This window comes from Gracilibacillus xinjiangensis, assembly GCF_042651765.1.
Lineage (GTDB): Bacteria > Bacillota > Bacilli > Bacillales > Amphibacillaceae > Gracilibacillus > Gracilibacillus xinjiangensis.
This window is the reverse complement of the sequence record NZ_JBHSDT010000008.1, coordinates 1,012,411-1,030,388: the sequence shown is the minus strand read 5'-3', so window position 1 is coordinate 1,030,388 and position 17,978 is coordinate 1,012,411. Positions and strand designations below refer to the sequence as shown.

The following is a 17,978-nucleotide window of genomic DNA, read 5'->3' as shown; positions in this document are numbered from 1 at the left end:
TATATTAAAAAAGGGAAGTTGAACTATGGAGGAAAAAAGAGTTGTATCAATCGAAGATAGAATTCCAAAATTAAAAAGAGAAAGAAGAAAGCGTACAAATCGTAAATTAGCTATCTATTTGACAGTATTTTTTTTGCTTGTTTTTTTAGTTGTTTATCTCCAATCACCTTTGAGTCATGTTAACAGTATTGAAATTAATGGTGAAAATCTCGTATCAGAAGAGGAGATCCTGGAAATAACTGAATTAGATCTTTTCACAAATTATTGGACGGTACAAGCAGGGAAGTTGGAAGAAGCATTAGAGCAGCACCAGCTGATACATACTGTAACAATTGATAAAAAGTTTCCTGCTAATAAAATTATTATTCAAATCGAAGAATTAAACAATGTAGGATATATAGTAGAAGAAGATTTAGTCTATCCACTATTAGAAAATGGTGACACATTAGATGGAGTATCAATGAATAATATAAATAGATCAGCCCCATTGTTAAGAAATTTATCAGAGTACCCAAATCTGCAAGAGCTTGCCAAAGAACTGAATGAGTTGCCTAGTTATATTCAGTCATTAATATCAGAAATCAAATGGTCGCCTACACCCACAAACTCTCAGAAACTGGTACTATTTATGGTAGATGGCTATGAAGTTGAAATAACCGCAAGAAACTTCTCAGCATTATTAAAAACATATCCTTCGATCATCAATCAGTTGGATAAAGGAGTGGAAGGCGTGATAACAATTGATGAAGGCGGCGCAGTCTTTACGCCTTACAGTACAAATCAACCTGAAGTAATAGACGGGGGAAGAGAATGAAAAGTAGAAAGCTAATCTTTGCACTTGTTTTCTTTGTGTTAGGATTTTTAATTACGTTTAGCTTCCAGCAAACTCGATCAAATAATAATGTAGTACAATTAAATGAAAATGAATGGGAACGTGATTACTTCTATCGGAAGCAGCTGATTGAACTTGAGGACACAAATAAACAACTTAGATCAGAGTTGAATGGTATTAGACAAAGTATTCAAGAGATAGAGCAGAACCTAGCTTCTGAAGCAGATGTTTTACATACTCTTGTTGAAACGAAAACGAAATTACAGAAACTGGTCGGCGAACTCTCTGTTCAGGGAAGTGGAATTGAAATTACTTTAAGTGATTCCAGTTACATACCAAGTGATCAGCATGCAAATCAATATATTGTTCATGACCGACACGTTCATCAAGTTATTAACGAATTATATAGTGCAGGTGCAAAGGCGATTGCAATTAATGGTCAACGTATCTACAGGGACAGTTATATTACATGTGTAGGGCCTGTCATTACAATAGATGGCAGGACATACCCTGCACCTTTTGTTATCTCAGCAATTGGAGATCAAGACTTGCTTGATGTAAGTTTGAATTTGAAGAATGGTGTTATTGATATGTTAGTTCAAGAAAATGTGGAAGTGGCACTTGAGAAGAAATCACTAATTGAAATGCAGGCAAGGGAATTGTGATCTATATGAAAATTTCAAATAGCGGAAAATTATCGATTAGCTTAATCTGTTTTATCATTGGTTTTATGATCGCAATATTATTTCAAACAAATCAATCTGCTGAATTAAGAGATACTAGAGATTTATGGGAAATAAGAACAGATTTGCAACAAGAACAGCAAATCCAGCAAACTCTTTATACTGAAATTGCTGCAAACGAGGAACTATTACAAGAATACCAAGAGCAACCTGAAAGACAGCAAATAAAATCATTAAATGAATCTATTGAAATATTAAAGGAACAGGCAGGGTTGACCGAAATAAGAGGAGAGGGTGTAGTGATTACATTACAGCCACTCTTCCAAGAATATGAAAATTATCAGGAATACCCGGAATTGACTGCTGAACTATTACAATTTCTAATCAATCAACTAAATGACTATGGTGCAAATGATATAGCAGTTGAACAAGAAAGGTTGGTAAATATTACACCGATTAGGAATGTAAATGGGAGAGTTTATGTGAATAATAGTCCGATCGGCAGTTTGCCAATTGAAATCAATATACTAACCGCAGACCCTGAACGTCTGATCAATCATATTGAAGTAAGTGAGTCTATTGACTATCTTGCTTTAGAAAATATTGATATAAAAACAGAGAAAGTTACAGAAATAGTATTGCCAAAGTACGATGGTGCAATAGATTTAGATGGTTTGGAAATATCTGAGTCACAAGAAGAAGGTGGGTCATAGTGCTGTTGCCGGCTTTGTTTTTAATTTTAGGTTTAGTTTTAGGATTTTTAACTAATATTACAATACCTGATGTGTATGCCAACTACTTATCCATTGCAGTATTAGCAGCTTTAGACACTCTATTTGGGGGGATTCGAACACAATTGGAAGGTAAATTTGATCAAAGTGTGTTTGTATCTGGTTTTTTCTTCAATGTATCACTGGCTGCATTATTAGCATTTATTGGTGTTCAATTGGGAATCGATTTATACTTGGCAGCAATCTTTGCATTTGGTGTGCGATTGTTTAATAACATGGCAATTATTAGAAGGGTATTATTAGAAAAGCATCGGATTAAGAAAAATAACTGAAATTGGCGGAATTTTATCACATAAAGTAGAATAATGTAATGGTGATTCTTATACGAATGAACGTATAAGAATTGAAAAAATCATGTGAATGTCTAGTAAACTAAATTTTTTCGAAAACATTTTTCGAATTATTATGAAAAATGGCTTAACTTTTATTATAATAGTTTTTAACATAGTTTACTATATGCAATCATTCTTAAATTAATGTATAAGAAATAGGAGGTGCCTCATGGACAACAGTGAAATTTTAGTCAGCCTTGATATAGGTACATCGAAGATCAAAGTCATTATTGGGGAAGTGGTAGGGGACTCTCTTAATATAATAGGAGTTGGATCTTCAAAGTCACTTGGAATGAAAAAGGGAGCAATCGTTGATATTGATGAAACAGTTCATTCAATAAAAACAGCAGTAGAACAAGCTGAGAGAATGGTAGATGTACATATTGATCGTGTTGTCGTTGGGATTAATGGAAATCATATTCAATTACAACCATGTCACGGTGTTGTGGCAGTATCTAGTGAGGATAAGGAAATAAAAGAAGAAGATATCCATCGGGTGATGGATGCTGCACAAGTTTTGTCTATTCCGCCAGAGAGAGAAATTGTTGATGTGATACCGAAACAGTTTATTGTTGACGGATTGGATGAGATTAGAGATCCACGCGGAATGATAGGCGTGCGTTTAGAAATGCAAGGAACAATCATCACTTGTTCGCGAACAATGTTACATAACATCCTGAAATGTGTTGAAAAAGCTGGACTAACTGTACTAGATCTTTGTTTACAGCCATTGGCAACAGGGGAAGTAGCACTTTCAAATGACGAGAAGAATCTCGGTGTTGCTTTATTAGATTTAGGTGGAGGCAGCACAACTGTCTCAGTCTTTGAACATGGTTCATTATCTGATACAACTGTATTACCGATTGGAGGTAATAACATCACGAAAGACTTGTCTATAGGTCTAAGGACAACAACTGAAGAAGCTGAAAATATTAAGCTAGATCATGGTTATGCGTTCTATGATGATGCGAACGAAGAAGAAACATTATCCGTTAATATTATTGGAAGTAATCAAAAAGAAATATATAACCAAGCAGAATTGGCTGATATCATTGAAGCAAGATTTGAAGAGATACTTTTAATGAGTGCTCGGGAAATTCAAAAAATGGGTTATGATGATCTTCCGGGTGGTATTGTACTAACTGGTGGAACAATGAGTATGCCAGGTTCAGCTGATTTGGCTCAGTTAATTTACCAAACAAATGTTAGAATTGCTATACCGGATTATATTGGGGTGAGGGAACCTCAGTATACTGCTGGAATTGGCATCTTGAAATTTGCTTACAAGAATGCGAAAATACAAGGGAAAGAGTTTTCAGGTTCTATTTCAGCAAATAGAGAAGTGGAAGTATCTGAGCAAAGAAAATCCGAAAAATCAAAACCAGTAAAAGAACAAAAGGTAAAAGAGAAGAAAGAACCTAAATTAGCTAACTTGTTTAAATATTTCTTCGACTAAAAATATTTACAGCAATGTAACTAAATGTGGAAACAGACAGACTCTAAAACTAGCAAATTAGGAGGAAATTATATGTTAGATTTTGATACAAATATGGACCAGTTAGCATCAATAAAGGTTATTGGTGTTGGCGGCGGCGGAAGTAATGCAGTAAATCGAATGATTGAGCATGGTGTTCAAGGAGTAGATTTTATTGCTGTCAATACGGATGCGCAAGCACTTAATTTATCAAAAGCGGAAGTGAAAATGCAGATTGGGACTAAGCTGACAAGAGGATTGGGAGCCGGTGCCAATCCTGAAGTAGGTCGCAAAGCTGCTGAAGAAAGTAAAGAGCAGATTGAAGAAATCCTAAAGGGTGCAGACATGGTGTTTGTTACCGCTGGTATGGGCGGTGGAACTGGTACTGGTGCTGCTCCTGTAATTGCTGCAGTAGCGAAGGAGTTAGGAGCACTAACTGTAGGTGTTGTTACCAGGCCATTTACTTTCGAGGGTAGAAAAAGAGCTACACAAGCTGTTACTGGTATTGACGGACTGAAAAGCAATGTGGATACATTAATTGTTATTCCGAATGATAGATTGCTAGAGATAATTGATAAAAATACACCAATGTTAGAAGCATTTCGTGAAGCAGATAATGTGTTAAGACAAGGTGTTCAAGGTATCTCTGATTTAATCGCAACCCCAGGTTTAATCAATGTTGACTTTGCTGATGTGAAGACAATTATGGCTGACAAAGGATCTGCATTGATGGGAATAGGTATTGCTACAGGTGAAAACAGAGCTGCAGAAGCTGCTAAAAAAGCAATCTCATCACCTCTTCTGGAAACATCGATCGACGGTGCTCATGGTGTGTTAATGAATATTACTGGTGGGACGAATCTGAGTTTATATGAGGTACAGGAAGCTGCCGATATTGTAACATCTGCTGCAGATCAGGAAGTTAATGTGATATTTGGTTCTGTAATTAACGAAGACCTTAAAGATGAGATTGTTGTTACTGTAATTGCAACAGGTTTTGACGAAACACAATTAAAAAACGTTCAAGGAAAAGCAAAACCTGCTCTTCAGCAAAAACCAGTAGCTCGTGAGCGGGAGAAGGACGAAAAAAAACAGGAACCAACCCCAGCTTCGACCACCTCCTCTCGAACAAAACAACAGGAGGATACATTGGATATTCCTGCATTCTTGAGAAATCGCAATAGAAGAAGATAATAAGAATACGATTTAAAAGCTGTCTAAGTCAGAAATACCTGACATTAGGCAGCTTTTTTATGAAAATATGAACATTTTCTGCTGGAATAGATTTTCGCATCGGGCTGTTGATCAAAGCATGGATTTCTAGAATGGTGCTTACTGCCCCCTAGATTAGTAATTTGAATCAGTATAATTACTAAATAAGTCCTCACCTATATTTAAATTTCACAATTCAACAATATGTGTGTAAAGTTCTAAAAATTAGATGTCATTGCCTTCCTCAGTTTGACAGACTTCTTTGTTCTAATCCACTATACTTATGGAACAACATAAAGTTTTTCTAATGGAGCGATCATTGGTGACTATTTATATTGAATTAATATGGTTAATAAATTGGGGAATTGACTGGATGATTCTCCTATTAACCCAATCCGTTTTGTGTAGCAAAACAAAATGGTATCGAATTTGCTTTGCTGGCTTTATAGGCTCTGTTATTGTTCCATTATCTCTTTTAATTCCAGAACTCTATTTGGAAGCATGGTATGTAAAAGTGCTCCATTCTTGTCTAATCATCATTATCTCGTTTGGCTTTACCAACCTGGCTCTATTCATCAAACATTTATTTACATTTTACTTTATGACATTCGCTATTGGCGGCGGGTTGCTGGCGATCCATTATCTTACTAACACAGAGGAATTGAATAGCTATTACAGCCAATTACAACCAACCCAAATTCATGGTTTTTTCGTATTGATTGGTTTTCCTGTTGTCTACTTATTTACAAAACAGAGGATGGACAAGCATAAATACACCCAGTTAAAACGAGATTTTATGTACATGGTTACAATTATTTGGCGTGAACGAGAGGTACAGGTATCTGGCTATGTAGATAGTGGTAATCAACTAGTTGACCCAATTTCAAAGAAACCTGTGATTATCTGTGATGAGACATTTTTAAATGATTCGTTTAATGAACAAGAATTAATGGAACTTAAACAATTGTATGAACAAATTGCAGACGGTGATATTACACCACATTCTAATAAGAATTACCGCCTCGTCCCATATCAAGGGGTCGGTGGGAAAATGGAATGGTTAATCGCTTTTTCCCCAGACAAATTGGTGATACATATTGATAAACGGAATAAAATTGAGGTGCAGCAAGTGCTTATTGGGATTAGATTTGGACAATTAGTCGGGGACCATAGCTACCATTGCTTACTTCATCCAAAACTTTTTCAAGAAGTGGGCTGAATATACAAGGGAGTGATTATATGTTAGATATAAAAATGAAATATAAAATCATCGTTTATAAAATCTTGAAAAAAATGGGTTTTCATGAAGATGAAGTATTCTATATTGGGGGTAGTGAGGCACTGCCACCGCCATTAACAAAAGAGGAAGAGTTTGAATTAATCAATAAATTACCAGTAGGTGATAAAGCAGCTAGAGCAATGTTGATCGAACGTAATTTAAGACTAGTTGTTTATATTGCAAGGAAATTTGAGAATACAGGTATTAATATTGAAGATTTAATTAGTATAGGAACAATAGGTTTGATTAAAGCAATAAATACGTTTAACCCTGAGAAGAAAATAAAACTTGCAACATATGCTTCCAGGTGTATTGAAAATGAGATATTAATGTATCTCAGAAAAAATAATAAATTAAAAACAGAGGTATCCTTTGATGAACCACTCAATGTGGACTGGGATGGAAATGAATTGCTACTATCCGATGTATTAGGAACAGATGAGGATGTAACATTTAAAGATTTAGAACAAGATGTTGATAAAGTCTTATTAAGAAATGCATTGGAGCAACTAAACGGGCGGGAAAAACAAATCATGGAACTTCGCTTCGGACTTGTTAATAACGAGGAGAAGACCCAAAAGGATGTAGCTGATATGTTAGGGATTTCGCAATCATATATTTCGAGGTTAGAGAAGAAAATTATTAAAAGATTACAGAAAGAATTTAATAAGATGGTGTAACTGTTAATTAATGGTACATGCATAAAAACCCTCCGATTGGTGATACTTATTTTTGAGAAGGATCTCCAATTGGGAGGGTACAATATGACAAGACATAAGGTAGAGATTTGTGGGGTAGATACTTCAACATTACCAGTTTTAAAAAATGATGAGATGAGAAAGCTGTTTAAGGAAATGCAAGCAGGAGATCAGTCAGCACGAGAAAAATTAGTTAATGGGAATTTACGATTAGTATTAAGTGTTATCCAAAGATTTCATAACCGTGGAGAATATGGTGACGATTTGTTTCAAGTTGGCTGTATTGGTTTGTTAAAGTCAATTGATAACTTCGATTTAGGTCAAAATGTTAAATTCTCAACATATGCAGTCCCAATGATTATTGGTGAGATTAGAAGATACTTACGTGATAATAATCCTATTCGTGTTTCGAGATCATTACGAGATATCGCTTATAAAGCTTTGCATGCAAGAGAAAAGTTAATGAGTGAAACTTCAAAGGATCCTTCTCCAGTAGAAATTGCCAACGAGCTCGATGTTCCTGTTACAGATGTCATCTTCGCACTTGATGCAATACAAGATCCTGTGTCCTTATTTGAACCAATATTTAATGATGGCGGAGACCCAATTTATGTAATGGACCAAGTAAGTGATGATAATGTAAAAGATAATGATTGGATTAATTATTTATCTATAAAAGAAGGTATGAGAAGATTAAACAATCGAGAAAAAATGATCTTAAACAAGCGGTTTTTTCAAGGAAAAACACAAATGGAAGTGGCAGAAGAAATTGGTATATCACAAGCACAAGTATCCAGACTTGAAAAAGCTGCCATAAAAGAAATGAATAAGGAAATGTTTGAATAAAAAGGGCAGTGATGGTTTTTCCATCACTGCCCTTTGTTGATGGAAATATACTTTATTTGCTTTGACGCTGATCTGCTCGCTTGCTTCTCATCTGTGCTTCTCTGTCTTCCGTATCTGCTAACTCTTCGGAAAATTCCACATCAATACCATCGCTTTTTTGATTTTTTGGTGTTTGTGGTAAGTTATTCTTATTCTTTCTGTTCTTATGGTCATCTCTACCCATGTTTTCACCCTCTTATGATGTAATCGGAGAAACTTAGCTTCTCTCACCATTATTTTGTGCGAAATAATTTGGTGCATACTAAATTTTTATTGAAATCCTGCACCATAATTTACTTCCATAATCATATATTGATATAAAAAGGTGGTGAGAGTGAGTGATAACATTATCATCAATGCAGATGAAGGATATTATTTATATTGAGGATGGAACAAAACTGGGGCATGTAACAGATATAGAAATAAATGTCGATTATGGTCGAATTATAAATCTAATAGTAGCAACAAAATCAAAAATGCTTGGCTTATTTGGTGAAGAAAGAGAAGTAATTATCCCATGGGAAAATGTAATGCGAATTGGTCAAGATGTAATCCTGGTAAAAAAGTCTAATCTTTATATTAATGAACCAGTGGAAAAACATAATGCATAATAGTTTTTTGGTCGATGTATGATTTAAATTGTGAACGATGTCGTAAATGTGATAAAATGATGAAAAATAGGAGAGGTGTCATCTAATGGAACCATTTTATCATGATACCACAAAGCAGCTTCTTTTCATTCATCATTGGATGAAAAAGTATAATGTTATCGGGGGTTTTACAACAAAATTTGGCGGCCAGAGCCAGAGTGATTATTATAGTAATAATTTAGGCTTACATGTTGGAGACAACCATGATGATGTCCTCGAAAACAGGAGAAGCTTAGCAAAGAAAATCAATGTGCCAATTGAAAATTGGGTAATGGCAGAACAAACTCATGGTGTAAATGTGGAGAGAGTATCGAAAAAAGATCGTGGGAAAGGGATTATTACCCTATCTGACACCATACGTGACACAGATGGATTCATAATAACCGAGAATGATCTGTTACCTTGCTTGTTGTTTGCTGACTGTGTTCCATTATTTTTCCTTGCAGGCAATAATGCCGCAGCAATTGCTCATGCAGGATGGAGAGGAACTGTCGGAAATATTGCTGCAGAAACAATAAATAATTTCACCAAACTAGGGTTTTCTATAGACCAGATAGAAATTGTGATCGGACCATCTATTTGCCAGAAGTGTTATCAAGTCAGTCAGGAAGTAATCCAACATGTTCCACTGAAATACAATGAAGTTTACCGATTGGAAAATTCACATTATTATTTAGATTTAAAGCAACTAAATTACCTCCAATTATTAGATACAGGTATTCCCGGATCTAATATTCATGTAACAAAATATTGTACTGCACATGATGACCTTTTCTTCTCCCATCGAAGAGACGATCAAAAAACAGGCAGGATGCTTGGGTTTATTGGATTAATGTAGGGAAAGGAGTATTTCTAGTAATGAAAGTAGCAGATAATTTAGCAGCCATTCAAGCAAATATACGACAAGCATGCCAGAATGTAAACAGAAGTGAGCAAGATATAACACTAATTGGTGTGACAAAATATGTTACAATAGAAAGAGCGAAAGAAGCAGTAGCTGCAGGTGTAAGTCATTTAGGAGAAAATCGGATGGAAGGGTTGTTAGCAAAGAAAGCAGAAATAGAATCTGGAGCAACCTGGCACTTTATCGGTTCTGTGCAATCACGTAAAGTAAAAGAAGTGATTGACCATATTGATTTTATTCATTCCCTGGATCGGGTGTCACTGGCTAAAGAAATTAATAAGCGAGCAAAAGAAAATAGTGTCATCAATTGTTTTGTGCAAGTAAATGTGAGTGGTGAAGAAACGAAACATGGACTTACGCCAAGTGATGTTTTATCTTTCGTTGAGAGTCTTTCACAATATGAGCATATTCGAGTGGTTGGATTAATGACAATGGCACCGTATGTTGATGATGAACAAATCCTTAGAAATACCTTTGGTAAGCTAAGAAACTTACGTGATGAAATTGAAGAAAAAGGATGGGCTCATGCACCATGTCACTACCTTTCAATGGGAATGAGTAATGATTATATGATAGCAATTGAAGAAGGTGCTACCCATATCCGTATTGGTTCAGAACTAGTGGGGCCCTATGATGAATAGAGGTGTGTAATTGATGAGTATGAAAGGAAAGTTTAAGAACTTATTTGGTTTAGAGGATGAATATGAAATCATTCATGAAGAAATCCAGGAAAAGGATGAACCAGGTGAGCCTGAAGAAAGAAATAATGTGGTTAGTTTAAAAACAGTTCAGCCCAGCTCTAAGTTTGTACTTTGTGAACCCCGTTCTTATAATGAAGTGCAAGAAATAGCTGATCATATTGTTAACCGTCGCTCTGTTGTTATGAACCTGCAACGAGTAGATGCACAGCAAGCACGACAGATTGTCGACTTTATGAGTGGTACTGTTTATGCAATGTCAGGACATATTAGGAAATTAGGTGCACAGACTTTTCTTTGTACACCTGACCATGTTGAAATTAGTGGGAATATTACAGAAGTTATGGAAGATTTTGATCCAGATCAAAGGTGGTAAATTTAATGATTACATTATGGCAAATTTTGGGTTATGCATTTGAATTATATTCATATGCAATTATCATTTATATTTTAATGTCATGGTTCCCGGGGGCGAGAGAATCTTCAATCGGTAGAATGTTAGGAAGGATTGTTGAACCATATTTAGAACCATTTCGCAAAATAATCCCTCCAATTGGTGGTATGATTGATATTTCACCAATTGTTGCGATTTTCGTTTTACGATTCGCAAAGATGGGATTAGATTATTTGTTTTTTAACTTTTTATTTTAGTATAAGTTAGGTGAGTCAATGGATTTATATCAGCATTTTAGAGAAGAGGAATACCCGTTTATTGATCAAGTGCTATCATGGCGAGATGAAGTTACACACCATTACGTTTCTAGACTAACGGATTTCCTTCATCCCAGAGAGCAAAGAATATTTAAGTCGTTAATTGGCCATGATGAAACATTGCAACTGGAATTTTTCGGTGCGTGGGATGATGCAGAGCGAAAGCGGGCAATTCTCACACCTTTTTATGAAGAAATAACGCAAGGTTCTTTTGAAGTAGAGTTATTGCAAGCTCATTTCCCTGAAAAGTTTGTTTCGATCGAGCATCGCGATGTTTTAGGGGCATTTCTTTCCGCAGGTATTCAACGGAAGAAACTTGGAGATATTGCCATTAATGATGGATATATTCAAATAGTAGTTGCAAAAGATATCACTACATATTTAACAACAAATGTTACGTCAATAAAAAAGGCGAATGTTCAGTTCCAACCTACTCCTTTTTCTAAGCTGGCAGCAAGCAATAATGAATGGGTGGAATACAGTGCAACATGTTCCTCTTTACGATTGGATGTTCTGATTAAAGAAATGTATCAGGTATCTAGACAGCAGGCTCTTGATCTAATTAGAAAAGGCTATGTGAAAGTAAATTTCCAGACAATTGAACAAGCTGCCTATGTATTGGAAGAGGGAGATATGTTATCTGTCAGGGGAAAAGGCAGGACAAGGTTAAAGGAATTACAAGGTAAAACAAAAAAAGACAAACAACGGATTACTTTTGAAAAATTATTATAGTATTTATGCAGGATTTTTCGTTGTTTTGTCTAATTAATATGATACTATAGAAGTTAGAACTACTAGAATTAGGAGGTGGCCGCCGTGCCTTTATCACCACTTGATATCCACAATAAAGAATTTGCAAGAGGGTTTCGGGGATATGATGAAGATGATGTAAATGAATTTCTAGATCAAATTATTAAGGATTACGAATTAGTAATTAGAGAAAAAAAGGAATTAAAAGAACAGGTTGATCAGTTAAATGAGAAATTAAGTCATTTTTCTAATATTGAGTCAACACTTAATAAGTCAATCCTTGTTGCTCAAGAAACAGCAGAAGAAGTGAAAGAAAATGCGAAGAAAGAATCAAAATTAATAATAAAAGAAGCGGAAAAAAACGCAGACAGAATTATTAATGAAGCTTTACATAAATCAAGAAAGATTTCCTTAGAAGTGGAAGAATTAAAAAAGCAGGCAAAAGTGTTCCGTACAAGATTGAAAATGTTAGTCGAAGCACAATTAGATTTAATTGAAAATGATGATTGGGATGGGCTTTTTCAAACAGAAATTGATGATGTAGAACAACAGGAAACAGAACCAAGCAATTATTAATCTTGACTAAATCGGATTTATTTTCTATAATTTTATTCAACTAATATGATTAATTCATTGATTGGGACAGTAGATTAATGGACAACTAAGAAGAGCGAGTTAGGGATGGTGTGAGCCTAATTTAGACCATTAATTGAAAATCACCCATGAGGAGCTATTCTGAAATGACAAAGTAGGGATAGTCGTGTCATTCTCGTTACGGATGTTCGAGTGGATAGTAGTGATGTAATGCTATTATTTATAAGGGTGGTACCGCGAGTTCTTCTCGTCCCTTTTTGGGATGTGAGGAACTTTTTTTATTTGCAGGAAAAATATGTGAAGGAGGACATTTTAATGGACTATAAACAAACATTAAACATGCCAAAGACAGAATTCCCAATGCGTGGAAATCTGCCAAATAAAGAGCCGAAGTTACAAGAACAATGGGAACAGGAGAAACTATACGAAAAAGTTCAAGAAAGAACTAAAGGTCGAAAACTGTTCATTCTTCATGATGGACCGCCATATGCGAATGGAGATATCCATATGGGCCATGCATTAAATAAAGTGTTGAAAGATTTTATTGTAAAGTATAAATCGATGACAGGTTTCAATGCGCCATATGTACCAGGTTGGGACACACATGGTTTACCGATTGAGCAAGCACTTGCTAAAAAGAAAGTAAATCGCAAAAAAATGACTATTGCTGAATTTCGTCAAAAGTGTGCGGAGTATGCATTAAAACAAATCGATAATCAAAGGACACAATTTAAACAGTTAGGGGTACGTGGCGATTGGGAAAATCCTTACATTACTTTAGATAAAGCATATGAAGCAGAACAAATTAAAGTATTCGGCGAAATGGCGAAAAAAGGTTATATTTATAAAGGATTGAAACCAGTGTACTGGTCACCATCTTCTGAGTCTGCTTTAGCGGAAGCAGAGATTGAGTACCAAGATAAACGGTCTGCTTCTATCTATGTAGCATTTGGAGTAAAAGACGGAAAAGATCTGTTAAATGGTGATGAGAAATTTATCATTTGGACAACAACACCTTGGACAATTCCAGCTAATTTAGCGATTTCCCTTCACCCGGACTTAGAATATGCTGTCATAAAAGTAGGTACAGAAAAATTCATTATTGCCAATGACATGTTAGAACAAGTGAAAACAACTTTAGAATGGGAGGATGCCGAAATTGTTCAAACATTTAAAGGTGTGGAAGCAGAGAACCTTGTGGCACAGCATCCTATTTATGACAGAGAATCATTAATTATTTTAGGTGAGCATGTTACAACTGAAAGTGGTACAGGGCTCGTACACACCGCGCCGGGTCATGGTGAAGACGACTTTATTGTCGGTAAAAAATATGGTTTGAGCGTTTTATGTCCAGTTGATGAGAAAGGTGTCTTTACTGATGAAGCACCAGGGTTCGAAGGATTATTTTACGATGAAGCAAATAAAAAAGTAACAGAAAAACTCGAAGAAAATGGTGCTTTATTAAAAATGGAGTTTATTACACACTCCTACCCACATGACTGGCGTACAAAGAAACCTACGATCTTCCGTGCAACGAATCAGTGGTTTGCTTCCATCAAGGATTTTCGGGAAGAAATTTTAGCGGAAATCAAACGAATTAATTGGGTACCAAACTGGGGGGAAACAAGATTATATAATATGGTACGTGACCGTGAGGATTGGTGTATTTCCCGCCAACGTACTTGGGGTGTTCCCATTCCAGTATTTTACGGGGAGGATAGGACTCCAATCATTACTGATGAAACAATTGCCCATGTTGCAGAACTATTTAGAGAGCATGGATCGAATATTTGGTTTGAATGGGAGACAAAAGATTTATTACCAGAAGGATTTACCTCAGAACATAGTCCTAATGGCAACTTTACGAAAGAGACAGATATTATGGATGTATGGTTTGACTCAGGATCATCACACCAGGGTGTATTAAATGATCGGGAAGAATTACAAAGGCCTGCCGATGTTTATTTAGAAGGTTCAGACCAATATCGTGGCTGGTTTAACTCATCCATTTCTACAGCCGTTGCAGTGACAGGTAAATCCCCGTACGAAACTGTTATTTCTCATGGGTTTGCTTTAGATGGTCAAGGCCGCAAGATGAGTAAATCTGTTGGTAATGTTGTCGTTCCATCGAAAATCATGAAACAATACGGTGCAGATATCCTTCGCTTATGGGTAGCTTCTGTAGATTATCAAGCGGATGTACGCATTTCTGACGATATTATTAAGCAAACATCAGAGGGTTACCGGAAAATTCGCAACACCTTCCGTTTCTTATTAGGAAATCTAAGTGACTTCAGCTTAAAACATAAAGTGGCAGATAATGACTTAGAAGAAATCGATCAATATATGTTAGTGAAATTGCAAAAAGTTATTGCAAAAGCACGACAAGCTTATGAGACTTATGACTTCTCGACAGTATATCAAACGATTCATAATTTTTGCAGTATTGACCTAAGTTCTTTCTACTTGGATTTTGCTAAAGATGTTGTTTATATTGAGGCAGAAGATCATCCAAGAAGACGCAGTATTCAAACAGTATACTATGAAATTGTTACATCCTTAGTTAAGCTTTTAACACCAATTTTAACTCATACAATGGAAGAAGTATGGACATATATTCCGGATGCAGCAGAGGAGCGAGTGCAATTATGTGATATGCCGGAATCACGGGAAATTACTAATGCAGATCAGCTTATTGAAAAATGGGATGAATTTATGCAAATCCGTGATGACATCTTGAAAGGCCTCGAAGAAGCTCGTGCTGAAAAAATAATTGGAAAGTCTTTAGAAGCTTCCGTACAAATTCAACCCAAAAACGAGCGAGTTGCTGAAATTTTACAACAAATTGCTCATTTACACCAGTTATTAATTGTTTCACATGTAGAAATAGTGGATAACTTGGACTCAGGTAAAGAATATGAGTTTGTTACATTAAATATTAGTAAGCACCAAGGGGATACATGTGAACGTTGTTGGGTTATTTCCGACACTGTTGGGGAAGATAAAGATCACCCGACATTATGTACACGATGTGCATCAGTGGTAAAAGAACACTTTGCAGATGTAATGGAAGGATAGGTAATGTTACATCATTATGTGAATGGATAAGGTTCACTAGTTAAAATCTTCATCAGATGCATTAAAATTACTGATACAAATAAAAGCCAGCTATACTTTGTTGTTTTGTATAGTTGGCTTTTTATATATTTTTCCTGTGAAAGGAAAAAACATGCTATAATATTTATAAGTGTGTATAATGATATTAATGAAACAGAGGTTGGTGTTTTTATGTGGTGGGTATATACCATAGCAGTCGTTATTATCGGATTAGATCAATTGACAAAATTATGGATTGTACAAAATATGGAACTTGGTGAGCAAATAACAGTTGTTGAAAATGTATTTTATTTAACATCTCATCGAAATACAGGTGCTGCATGGGGAATACTTGAGGGACAAATGGTATTCTTTTATATTATAACTGCAGTGGTGATTGGTTTTGTAATTTATTATATTCAAAAACACGCGAAAGATAGTAACTTAATAGGAGTTTCCTTAGCTTTAGTACTAGGGGGTGCAATCGGGAATTTCATTGACAGGCTATTTCGTAAAGAAGTGGTTGATTTCTTCGATGTATATTTAGGGTCATATGATTATCCCATTTTTAATATTGCGGATTCCGCACTTGTGGTAGGTGTAATCCTCATATTTATCGGTACAATACTTGATGAGCGTAACCAGAAAAGGAGCAAAAATGCATGAGCTTGGAGCAATATAAAGTACAACAAGATGAAAAAGGTATAAGAATTGATAAATTATTAGTTGATATAACGGAAGAGTATTCTCGTTCTCAAATCAAAACATGGTTTGATAAACAATTAATTGAAGTAAATGGAAAAAAGGTGAAGCAAAATTATAAATGCCAACCAGATGATTTGATTGAATGGGAAATTCCTGAAGTTGAACCGTTAGAGGTAGAGGCGAGAGATATTCCACTTGATATTGTATTCGAAGATCACGATATTATGGTAGTTAATAAAGAAAGCGGAATGGTTGTCCATCCATCAGCAGGTCATCAAGATGACACATTAGTCAATGCATTACTGTATCATTGTGATGATTTGTCAGGAATAAATGGTGTAGCAAGACCTGGAATTGTCCATCGAATTGATAAAGATACTAGTGGTTTATTAGTTGTTGCAAAAAATGATAAGGCACATGAACAACTTGCGGATCAGATGAAAGAAAAGCAAATTAAACGTGAATATAAAGCACTGGTTCATGGCGATATTCCTCACGAATATGGTACGATTGATGCACCAATCGGGAGAAGTGAAAAAAACCGTCAACTAATGGATGTTGTGGATAACGGGAAACCAGCAATTACCCATTTCGAGGTGCTGGAGCGACTTCACAGCAAATACACATTGATAAAATGTGTATTAGATACAGGCCGTACCCATCAAATTAGGGTTCATATGAAATACATCGGTTTTCCAATCGTTGGCGATCCGAAATATGGACAGAGAAAGTCTATTGACGTTGATGGCCAAGCATTACATGCATATCGTCTAACCTTCAAACACCCAATCTCCAATGAAGAAATGAGTTTTGAAGCAGAGTTACCGACAAAATTCGAGAAAGTATTAGAAAACATTCGAAAAAGCTATTGACTTGTACTTAGTTTTTTGCGATAATTATCTCAATATCATAAAGCCTTTTAACACAGTCCCGTGAGGCTGAAAAAGGAACTGGATACAACTGGACGCTGTAAGTGTATCCAAAACCCTTTATTTCCTCTCGGATAATAAAGGGTTTTTTCTATATAATGGGCTATAAAAGGAGTTATTATGATGAACAAAAAAGCGAATGTTTTAGATACAAACGCAATGAAACGAGCATTAACCAGGATAGCACACGAAATATTAGAGCGCAATAAAGGTGTAGACGGGTTAATGTTAGTCGGAATTAAAACAAGAGGAGTACCGATTGCATATCGTCTTAGAGAACGCATCAAAGAAATTGAAGGGGTAGACGTCCCGCTTGGTGAATTGGACATAACTTTATATCGTGATGATTTAACACACGTTGATGGTGAAGCACAGGAGCCTCAATTAAATGATGCAAATTTAAAAGAACATGTAACAGGGAAGAACATTGTCCTTGTAGATGATGTCCTTTATACAGGGAGAACTGTTCGGGCAGCAATGGACGCAATTATGGATCATGGAAGACCATCACAGGTTCAACTTGCTGTTTTAGTTGATCGCGGTCACAGAGAATTACCGATTCGGGCTGATTTCATCGGAAAAAATATCCCAACATCTCAAAATGAAATTATTACTGTTGAACTAGCAGAGATTGATAATATAGATAGTGTAAGTATTTATGAAAAAGAAGAATAGATAAAGACCTTTAAGTGAGTACAGAGATACTTGCAAGGTCGCATGATGGATACGGGTTGTAGAACGAACAACACGTTTGC

At 35.7% G+C, this 17,978-nt stretch carries 21 protein-coding genes and 1 other annotated feature; of the genes, 20 read left to right on the top strand and 1 reads right to left on the bottom strand.

The features are described 5' to 3' along the window. The first annotated feature begins 25 nt into the window (after positions 1-25). The 9 genes from ACFOY7_RS16485 to sigG all read left to right on the top strand — a co-directional run bounded on the left by ACFOY7_RS16485 (position 26) and on the right by sigG (position 8,147). Entirely contained in the window at positions 26-814 is a 789-nt protein-coding gene (locus tag ACFOY7_RS16485; RefSeq protein ID WP_390253539.1) for a cell division protein FtsQ/DivIB, read from the top strand. Further along, positions 811-1,497: a DUF881 domain-containing protein gene (locus tag ACFOY7_RS16480; protein ID WP_390253537.1), complete on the top strand. Its 687-nt coding sequence runs from the start codon at positions 811-813 to the stop codon at positions 1,495-1,497. Before ACFOY7_RS16485 ends, ACFOY7_RS16480 begins: the two co-directional genes overlap by 4 nt. Before the next feature lie 5 nt (positions 1,498-1,502). Next, positions 1,503-2,228, top strand: coding sequence for a DUF881 domain-containing protein (locus ACFOY7_RS16475; protein ID WP_390253535.1), 726 nt, complete (start codon positions 1,503-1,505; stop codon positions 2,226-2,228). After that, positions 2,228-2,578 (top strand): small basic family protein, encoded by a 351-nt coding sequence (locus ACFOY7_RS16470; RefSeq protein ID WP_390253533.1) that lies wholly within the window; start codon positions 2,228-2,230, stop codon positions 2,576-2,578. Before ACFOY7_RS16475 ends, ACFOY7_RS16470 begins: the two co-directional genes overlap by 1 nt. A gap of 229 nt (positions 2,579-2,807) precedes the next feature. Next, positions 2,808-4,094 carry a cell division protein FtsA gene (gene ftsA / locus ACFOY7_RS16465; protein WP_390253531.1) on the top strand — a complete coding sequence of 429 codons (1,287 nt, stop codon included), beginning with the start codon at positions 2,808-2,810 and terminating at the stop codon, positions 4,092-4,094. A 72-nt stretch (positions 4,095-4,166) separates the two neighbouring features. Further along, positions 4,167-5,306 carry a cell division protein FtsZ gene (gene ftsZ, locus ACFOY7_RS16460; RefSeq protein ID WP_390253529.1) on the top strand — a complete coding sequence of 380 codons (1,140 nt, stop codon included), beginning with the start codon at positions 4,167-4,169 and terminating at the stop codon, positions 5,304-5,306. 301 nt (positions 5,307-5,607) lie between these two features. Beyond that, on the top strand, positions 5,608-6,543 hold the full coding sequence (gene spoIIGA, locus ACFOY7_RS16455) for a sigma-E processing peptidase SpoIIGA (RefSeq protein WP_390253527.1): 936 nt from the start codon (positions 5,608-5,610) through the stop codon (positions 6,541-6,543). A gap of 20 nt (positions 6,544-6,563) precedes the next feature. Continuing rightward, positions 6,564-7,283 carry an RNA polymerase sporulation sigma factor SigE gene (gene sigE, locus ACFOY7_RS16450; protein WP_390253525.1) on the top strand — a complete coding sequence of 240 codons (720 nt, stop codon included), beginning with the start codon at positions 6,564-6,566 and terminating at the stop codon, positions 7,281-7,283. Between the two features lie 84 nt (positions 7,284-7,367). Next, positions 7,368-8,147 carry an RNA polymerase sporulation sigma factor SigG gene (gene sigG, locus ACFOY7_RS16445; RefSeq protein ID WP_390253523.1) on the top strand — a complete coding sequence of 260 codons (780 nt, stop codon included), beginning with the start codon at positions 7,368-7,370 and terminating at the stop codon, positions 8,145-8,147. A gap of 52 nt (positions 8,148-8,199) precedes the next feature. Here sigG and ACFOY7_RS16440 read toward each other — a convergent pair whose 3' ends face one another. After that, complete coding sequence (locus ACFOY7_RS16440) at positions 8,200-8,370, bottom strand: YfhD family protein (protein WP_390253521.1); 171 nt, start codon at positions 8,368-8,370, stop codon at positions 8,200-8,202. Between the two features lie 154 nt (positions 8,371-8,524). Between ACFOY7_RS16440 and ACFOY7_RS16435 the strand changes: the two genes are divergently transcribed. From ACFOY7_RS16435 to pyrR, 11 genes are all read left to right on the top strand, one after another. Beyond that, on the top strand, positions 8,525-8,797 hold the full coding sequence (locus ACFOY7_RS16435; protein ID WP_390253519.1) for a YlmC/YmxH family sporulation protein: 273 nt from the start codon (positions 8,525-8,527) through the stop codon (positions 8,795-8,797). Positions 8,798-8,882: 85 nt separating this feature from the next. Continuing rightward, positions 8,883-9,674 (top strand): peptidoglycan editing factor PgeF, encoded by a 792-nt coding sequence (gene pgeF / locus ACFOY7_RS16430; RefSeq protein WP_390253517.1) that lies wholly within the window; start codon positions 8,883-8,885, stop codon positions 9,672-9,674. A 20-nt stretch (positions 9,675-9,694) separates the two neighbouring features. Then, the gene (locus ACFOY7_RS16425) at positions 9,695-10,381 is read left to right on the top strand and encodes a YggS family pyridoxal phosphate-dependent enzyme (protein ID WP_390253515.1); all 687 of its coding nucleotides are present in this window, start codon (positions 9,695-9,697) and stop codon (positions 10,379-10,381) included. A 13-nt stretch (positions 10,382-10,394) separates the two neighbouring features. Further along, complete coding sequence (locus tag ACFOY7_RS16420; protein WP_390253513.1) at positions 10,395-10,814, top strand: cell division protein SepF; 420 nt, start codon at positions 10,395-10,397, stop codon at positions 10,812-10,814. Between the two features lie 5 nt (positions 10,815-10,819). Continuing rightward, complete coding sequence (locus ACFOY7_RS16415; protein ID WP_390253511.1) at positions 10,820-11,089, top strand: YggT family protein; 270 nt, start codon at positions 10,820-10,822, stop codon at positions 11,087-11,089. 18 nt (positions 11,090-11,107) lie between these two features. Continuing rightward, the gene (locus ACFOY7_RS16410; protein WP_390253509.1) at positions 11,108-11,881 is read left to right on the top strand and encodes a YlmH family RNA-binding protein; all 774 of its coding nucleotides are present in this window, start codon (positions 11,108-11,110) and stop codon (positions 11,879-11,881) included. An 84-nt stretch (positions 11,882-11,965) separates the two neighbouring features. Then, positions 11,966-12,475, top strand: a complete 510-nt coding sequence (locus tag ACFOY7_RS16405; protein WP_390253507.1) for a DivIVA domain-containing protein — start codon at positions 11,966-11,968, stop codon at positions 12,473-12,475. 48 nt (positions 12,476-12,523) lie between these two features. Further along, positions 12,524-12,751, top strand: a binding site (T-box leader). A gap of 57 nt (positions 12,752-12,808) precedes the next feature. Beyond that, positions 12,809-15,571 (top strand): isoleucine--tRNA ligase, encoded by a 2,763-nt coding sequence (gene ileS / locus ACFOY7_RS16400; RefSeq protein WP_390253505.1) that lies wholly within the window; start codon positions 12,809-12,811, stop codon positions 15,569-15,571. A gap of 210 nt (positions 15,572-15,781) precedes the next feature. Further along, positions 15,782-16,255 carry a signal peptidase II gene (gene lspA, locus ACFOY7_RS16395; RefSeq protein ID WP_390254141.1) on the top strand — a complete coding sequence of 158 codons (474 nt, stop codon included), beginning with the start codon at positions 15,782-15,784 and terminating at the stop codon, positions 16,253-16,255. Next, positions 16,252-17,166, top strand: coding sequence for an RluA family pseudouridine synthase (locus tag ACFOY7_RS16390; protein WP_390253504.1), 915 nt, complete (start codon positions 16,252-16,254; stop codon positions 17,164-17,166). The genes lspA and ACFOY7_RS16390 overlap by 4 nt, the downstream gene beginning before the upstream one ends. Positions 17,167-17,346: 180 nt before the next feature. Further along, entirely contained in the window at positions 17,347-17,898 is a 552-nt protein-coding gene (gene pyrR / locus ACFOY7_RS16385; protein ID WP_390253502.1) for a bifunctional pyr operon transcriptional regulator/uracil phosphoribosyltransferase PyrR, read from the top strand. Positions 17,899-17,978 lie beyond the last annotated feature (80 nt).

Bases quoted from the DNA above. Each gene is read 5' to 3' on its own strand.
- ACFOY7_RS16485 (WP_390253539.1), top strand. From the start codon at position 26: ATGGAGGAAAAAAGAGTTGTATCAATCGAAGATAGAATTCCAAAATTA.
- ACFOY7_RS16480 (WP_390253537.1), top strand. From the start codon at position 811: ATGAAAAGTAGAAAGCTAATCTTTGCACTTGTTTTCTTTGTGTTAGGA.
- ACFOY7_RS16475 (WP_390253535.1), top strand. From the start codon at position 1,503: ATGAAAATTTCAAATAGCGGAAAATTATCGATTAGCTTAATCTGTTTT.
- ftsA (WP_390253531.1), top strand. From the start codon at position 2,808: ATGGACAACAGTGAAATTTTAGTCAGCCTTGATATAGGTACATCGAAG.
- ftsZ (WP_390253529.1), top strand. From the start codon at position 4,167: ATGTTAGATTTTGATACAAATATGGACCAGTTAGCATCAATAAAGGTT.
- spoIIGA (WP_390253527.1), top strand. From the start codon at position 5,608: ATGGAACAACATAAAGTTTTTCTAATGGAGCGATCATTGGTGACTATT.
- sigE (WP_390253525.1), top strand. From the start codon at position 6,564: ATGTTAGATATAAAAATGAAATATAAAATCATCGTTTATAAAATCTTG.
- sigG (WP_390253523.1), top strand. From the start codon at position 7,368: ATGACAAGACATAAGGTAGAGATTTGTGGGGTAGATACTTCAACATTA.
- ACFOY7_RS16440 (WP_390253521.1), bottom strand. From the start codon at position 8,370: ATGGGTAGAGATGACCATAAGAACAGAAAGAATAAGAATAACTTACCA.
- pgeF (WP_390253517.1), top strand. From the start codon at position 8,883: ATGGAACCATTTTATCATGATACCACAAAGCAGCTTCTTTTCATTCAT.
- ACFOY7_RS16425 (WP_390253515.1), top strand. From the start codon at position 9,695: ATGAAAGTAGCAGATAATTTAGCAGCCATTCAAGCAAATATACGACAA.
- ACFOY7_RS16420 (WP_390253513.1), top strand. From the start codon at position 10,395: ATGAGTATGAAAGGAAAGTTTAAGAACTTATTTGGTTTAGAGGATGAA.
- ACFOY7_RS16415 (WP_390253511.1), top strand. From the start codon at position 10,820: ATGATTACATTATGGCAAATTTTGGGTTATGCATTTGAATTATATTCA.
- ACFOY7_RS16410 (WP_390253509.1), top strand. From the start codon at position 11,108: ATGGATTTATATCAGCATTTTAGAGAAGAGGAATACCCGTTTATTGAT.
- ileS (WP_390253505.1), top strand. From the start codon at position 12,809: ATGGACTATAAACAAACATTAAACATGCCAAAGACAGAATTCCCAATG.
- lspA (WP_390254141.1), top strand. From the start codon at position 15,782: ATGTGGTGGGTATATACCATAGCAGTCGTTATTATCGGATTAGATCAA.
- ACFOY7_RS16390 (WP_390253504.1), top strand. From the start codon at position 16,252: ATGAGCTTGGAGCAATATAAAGTACAACAAGATGAAAAAGGTATAAGA.
- pyrR (WP_390253502.1), top strand. From the start codon at position 17,347: ATGAACAAAAAAGCGAATGTTTTAGATACAAACGCAATGAAACGAGCA.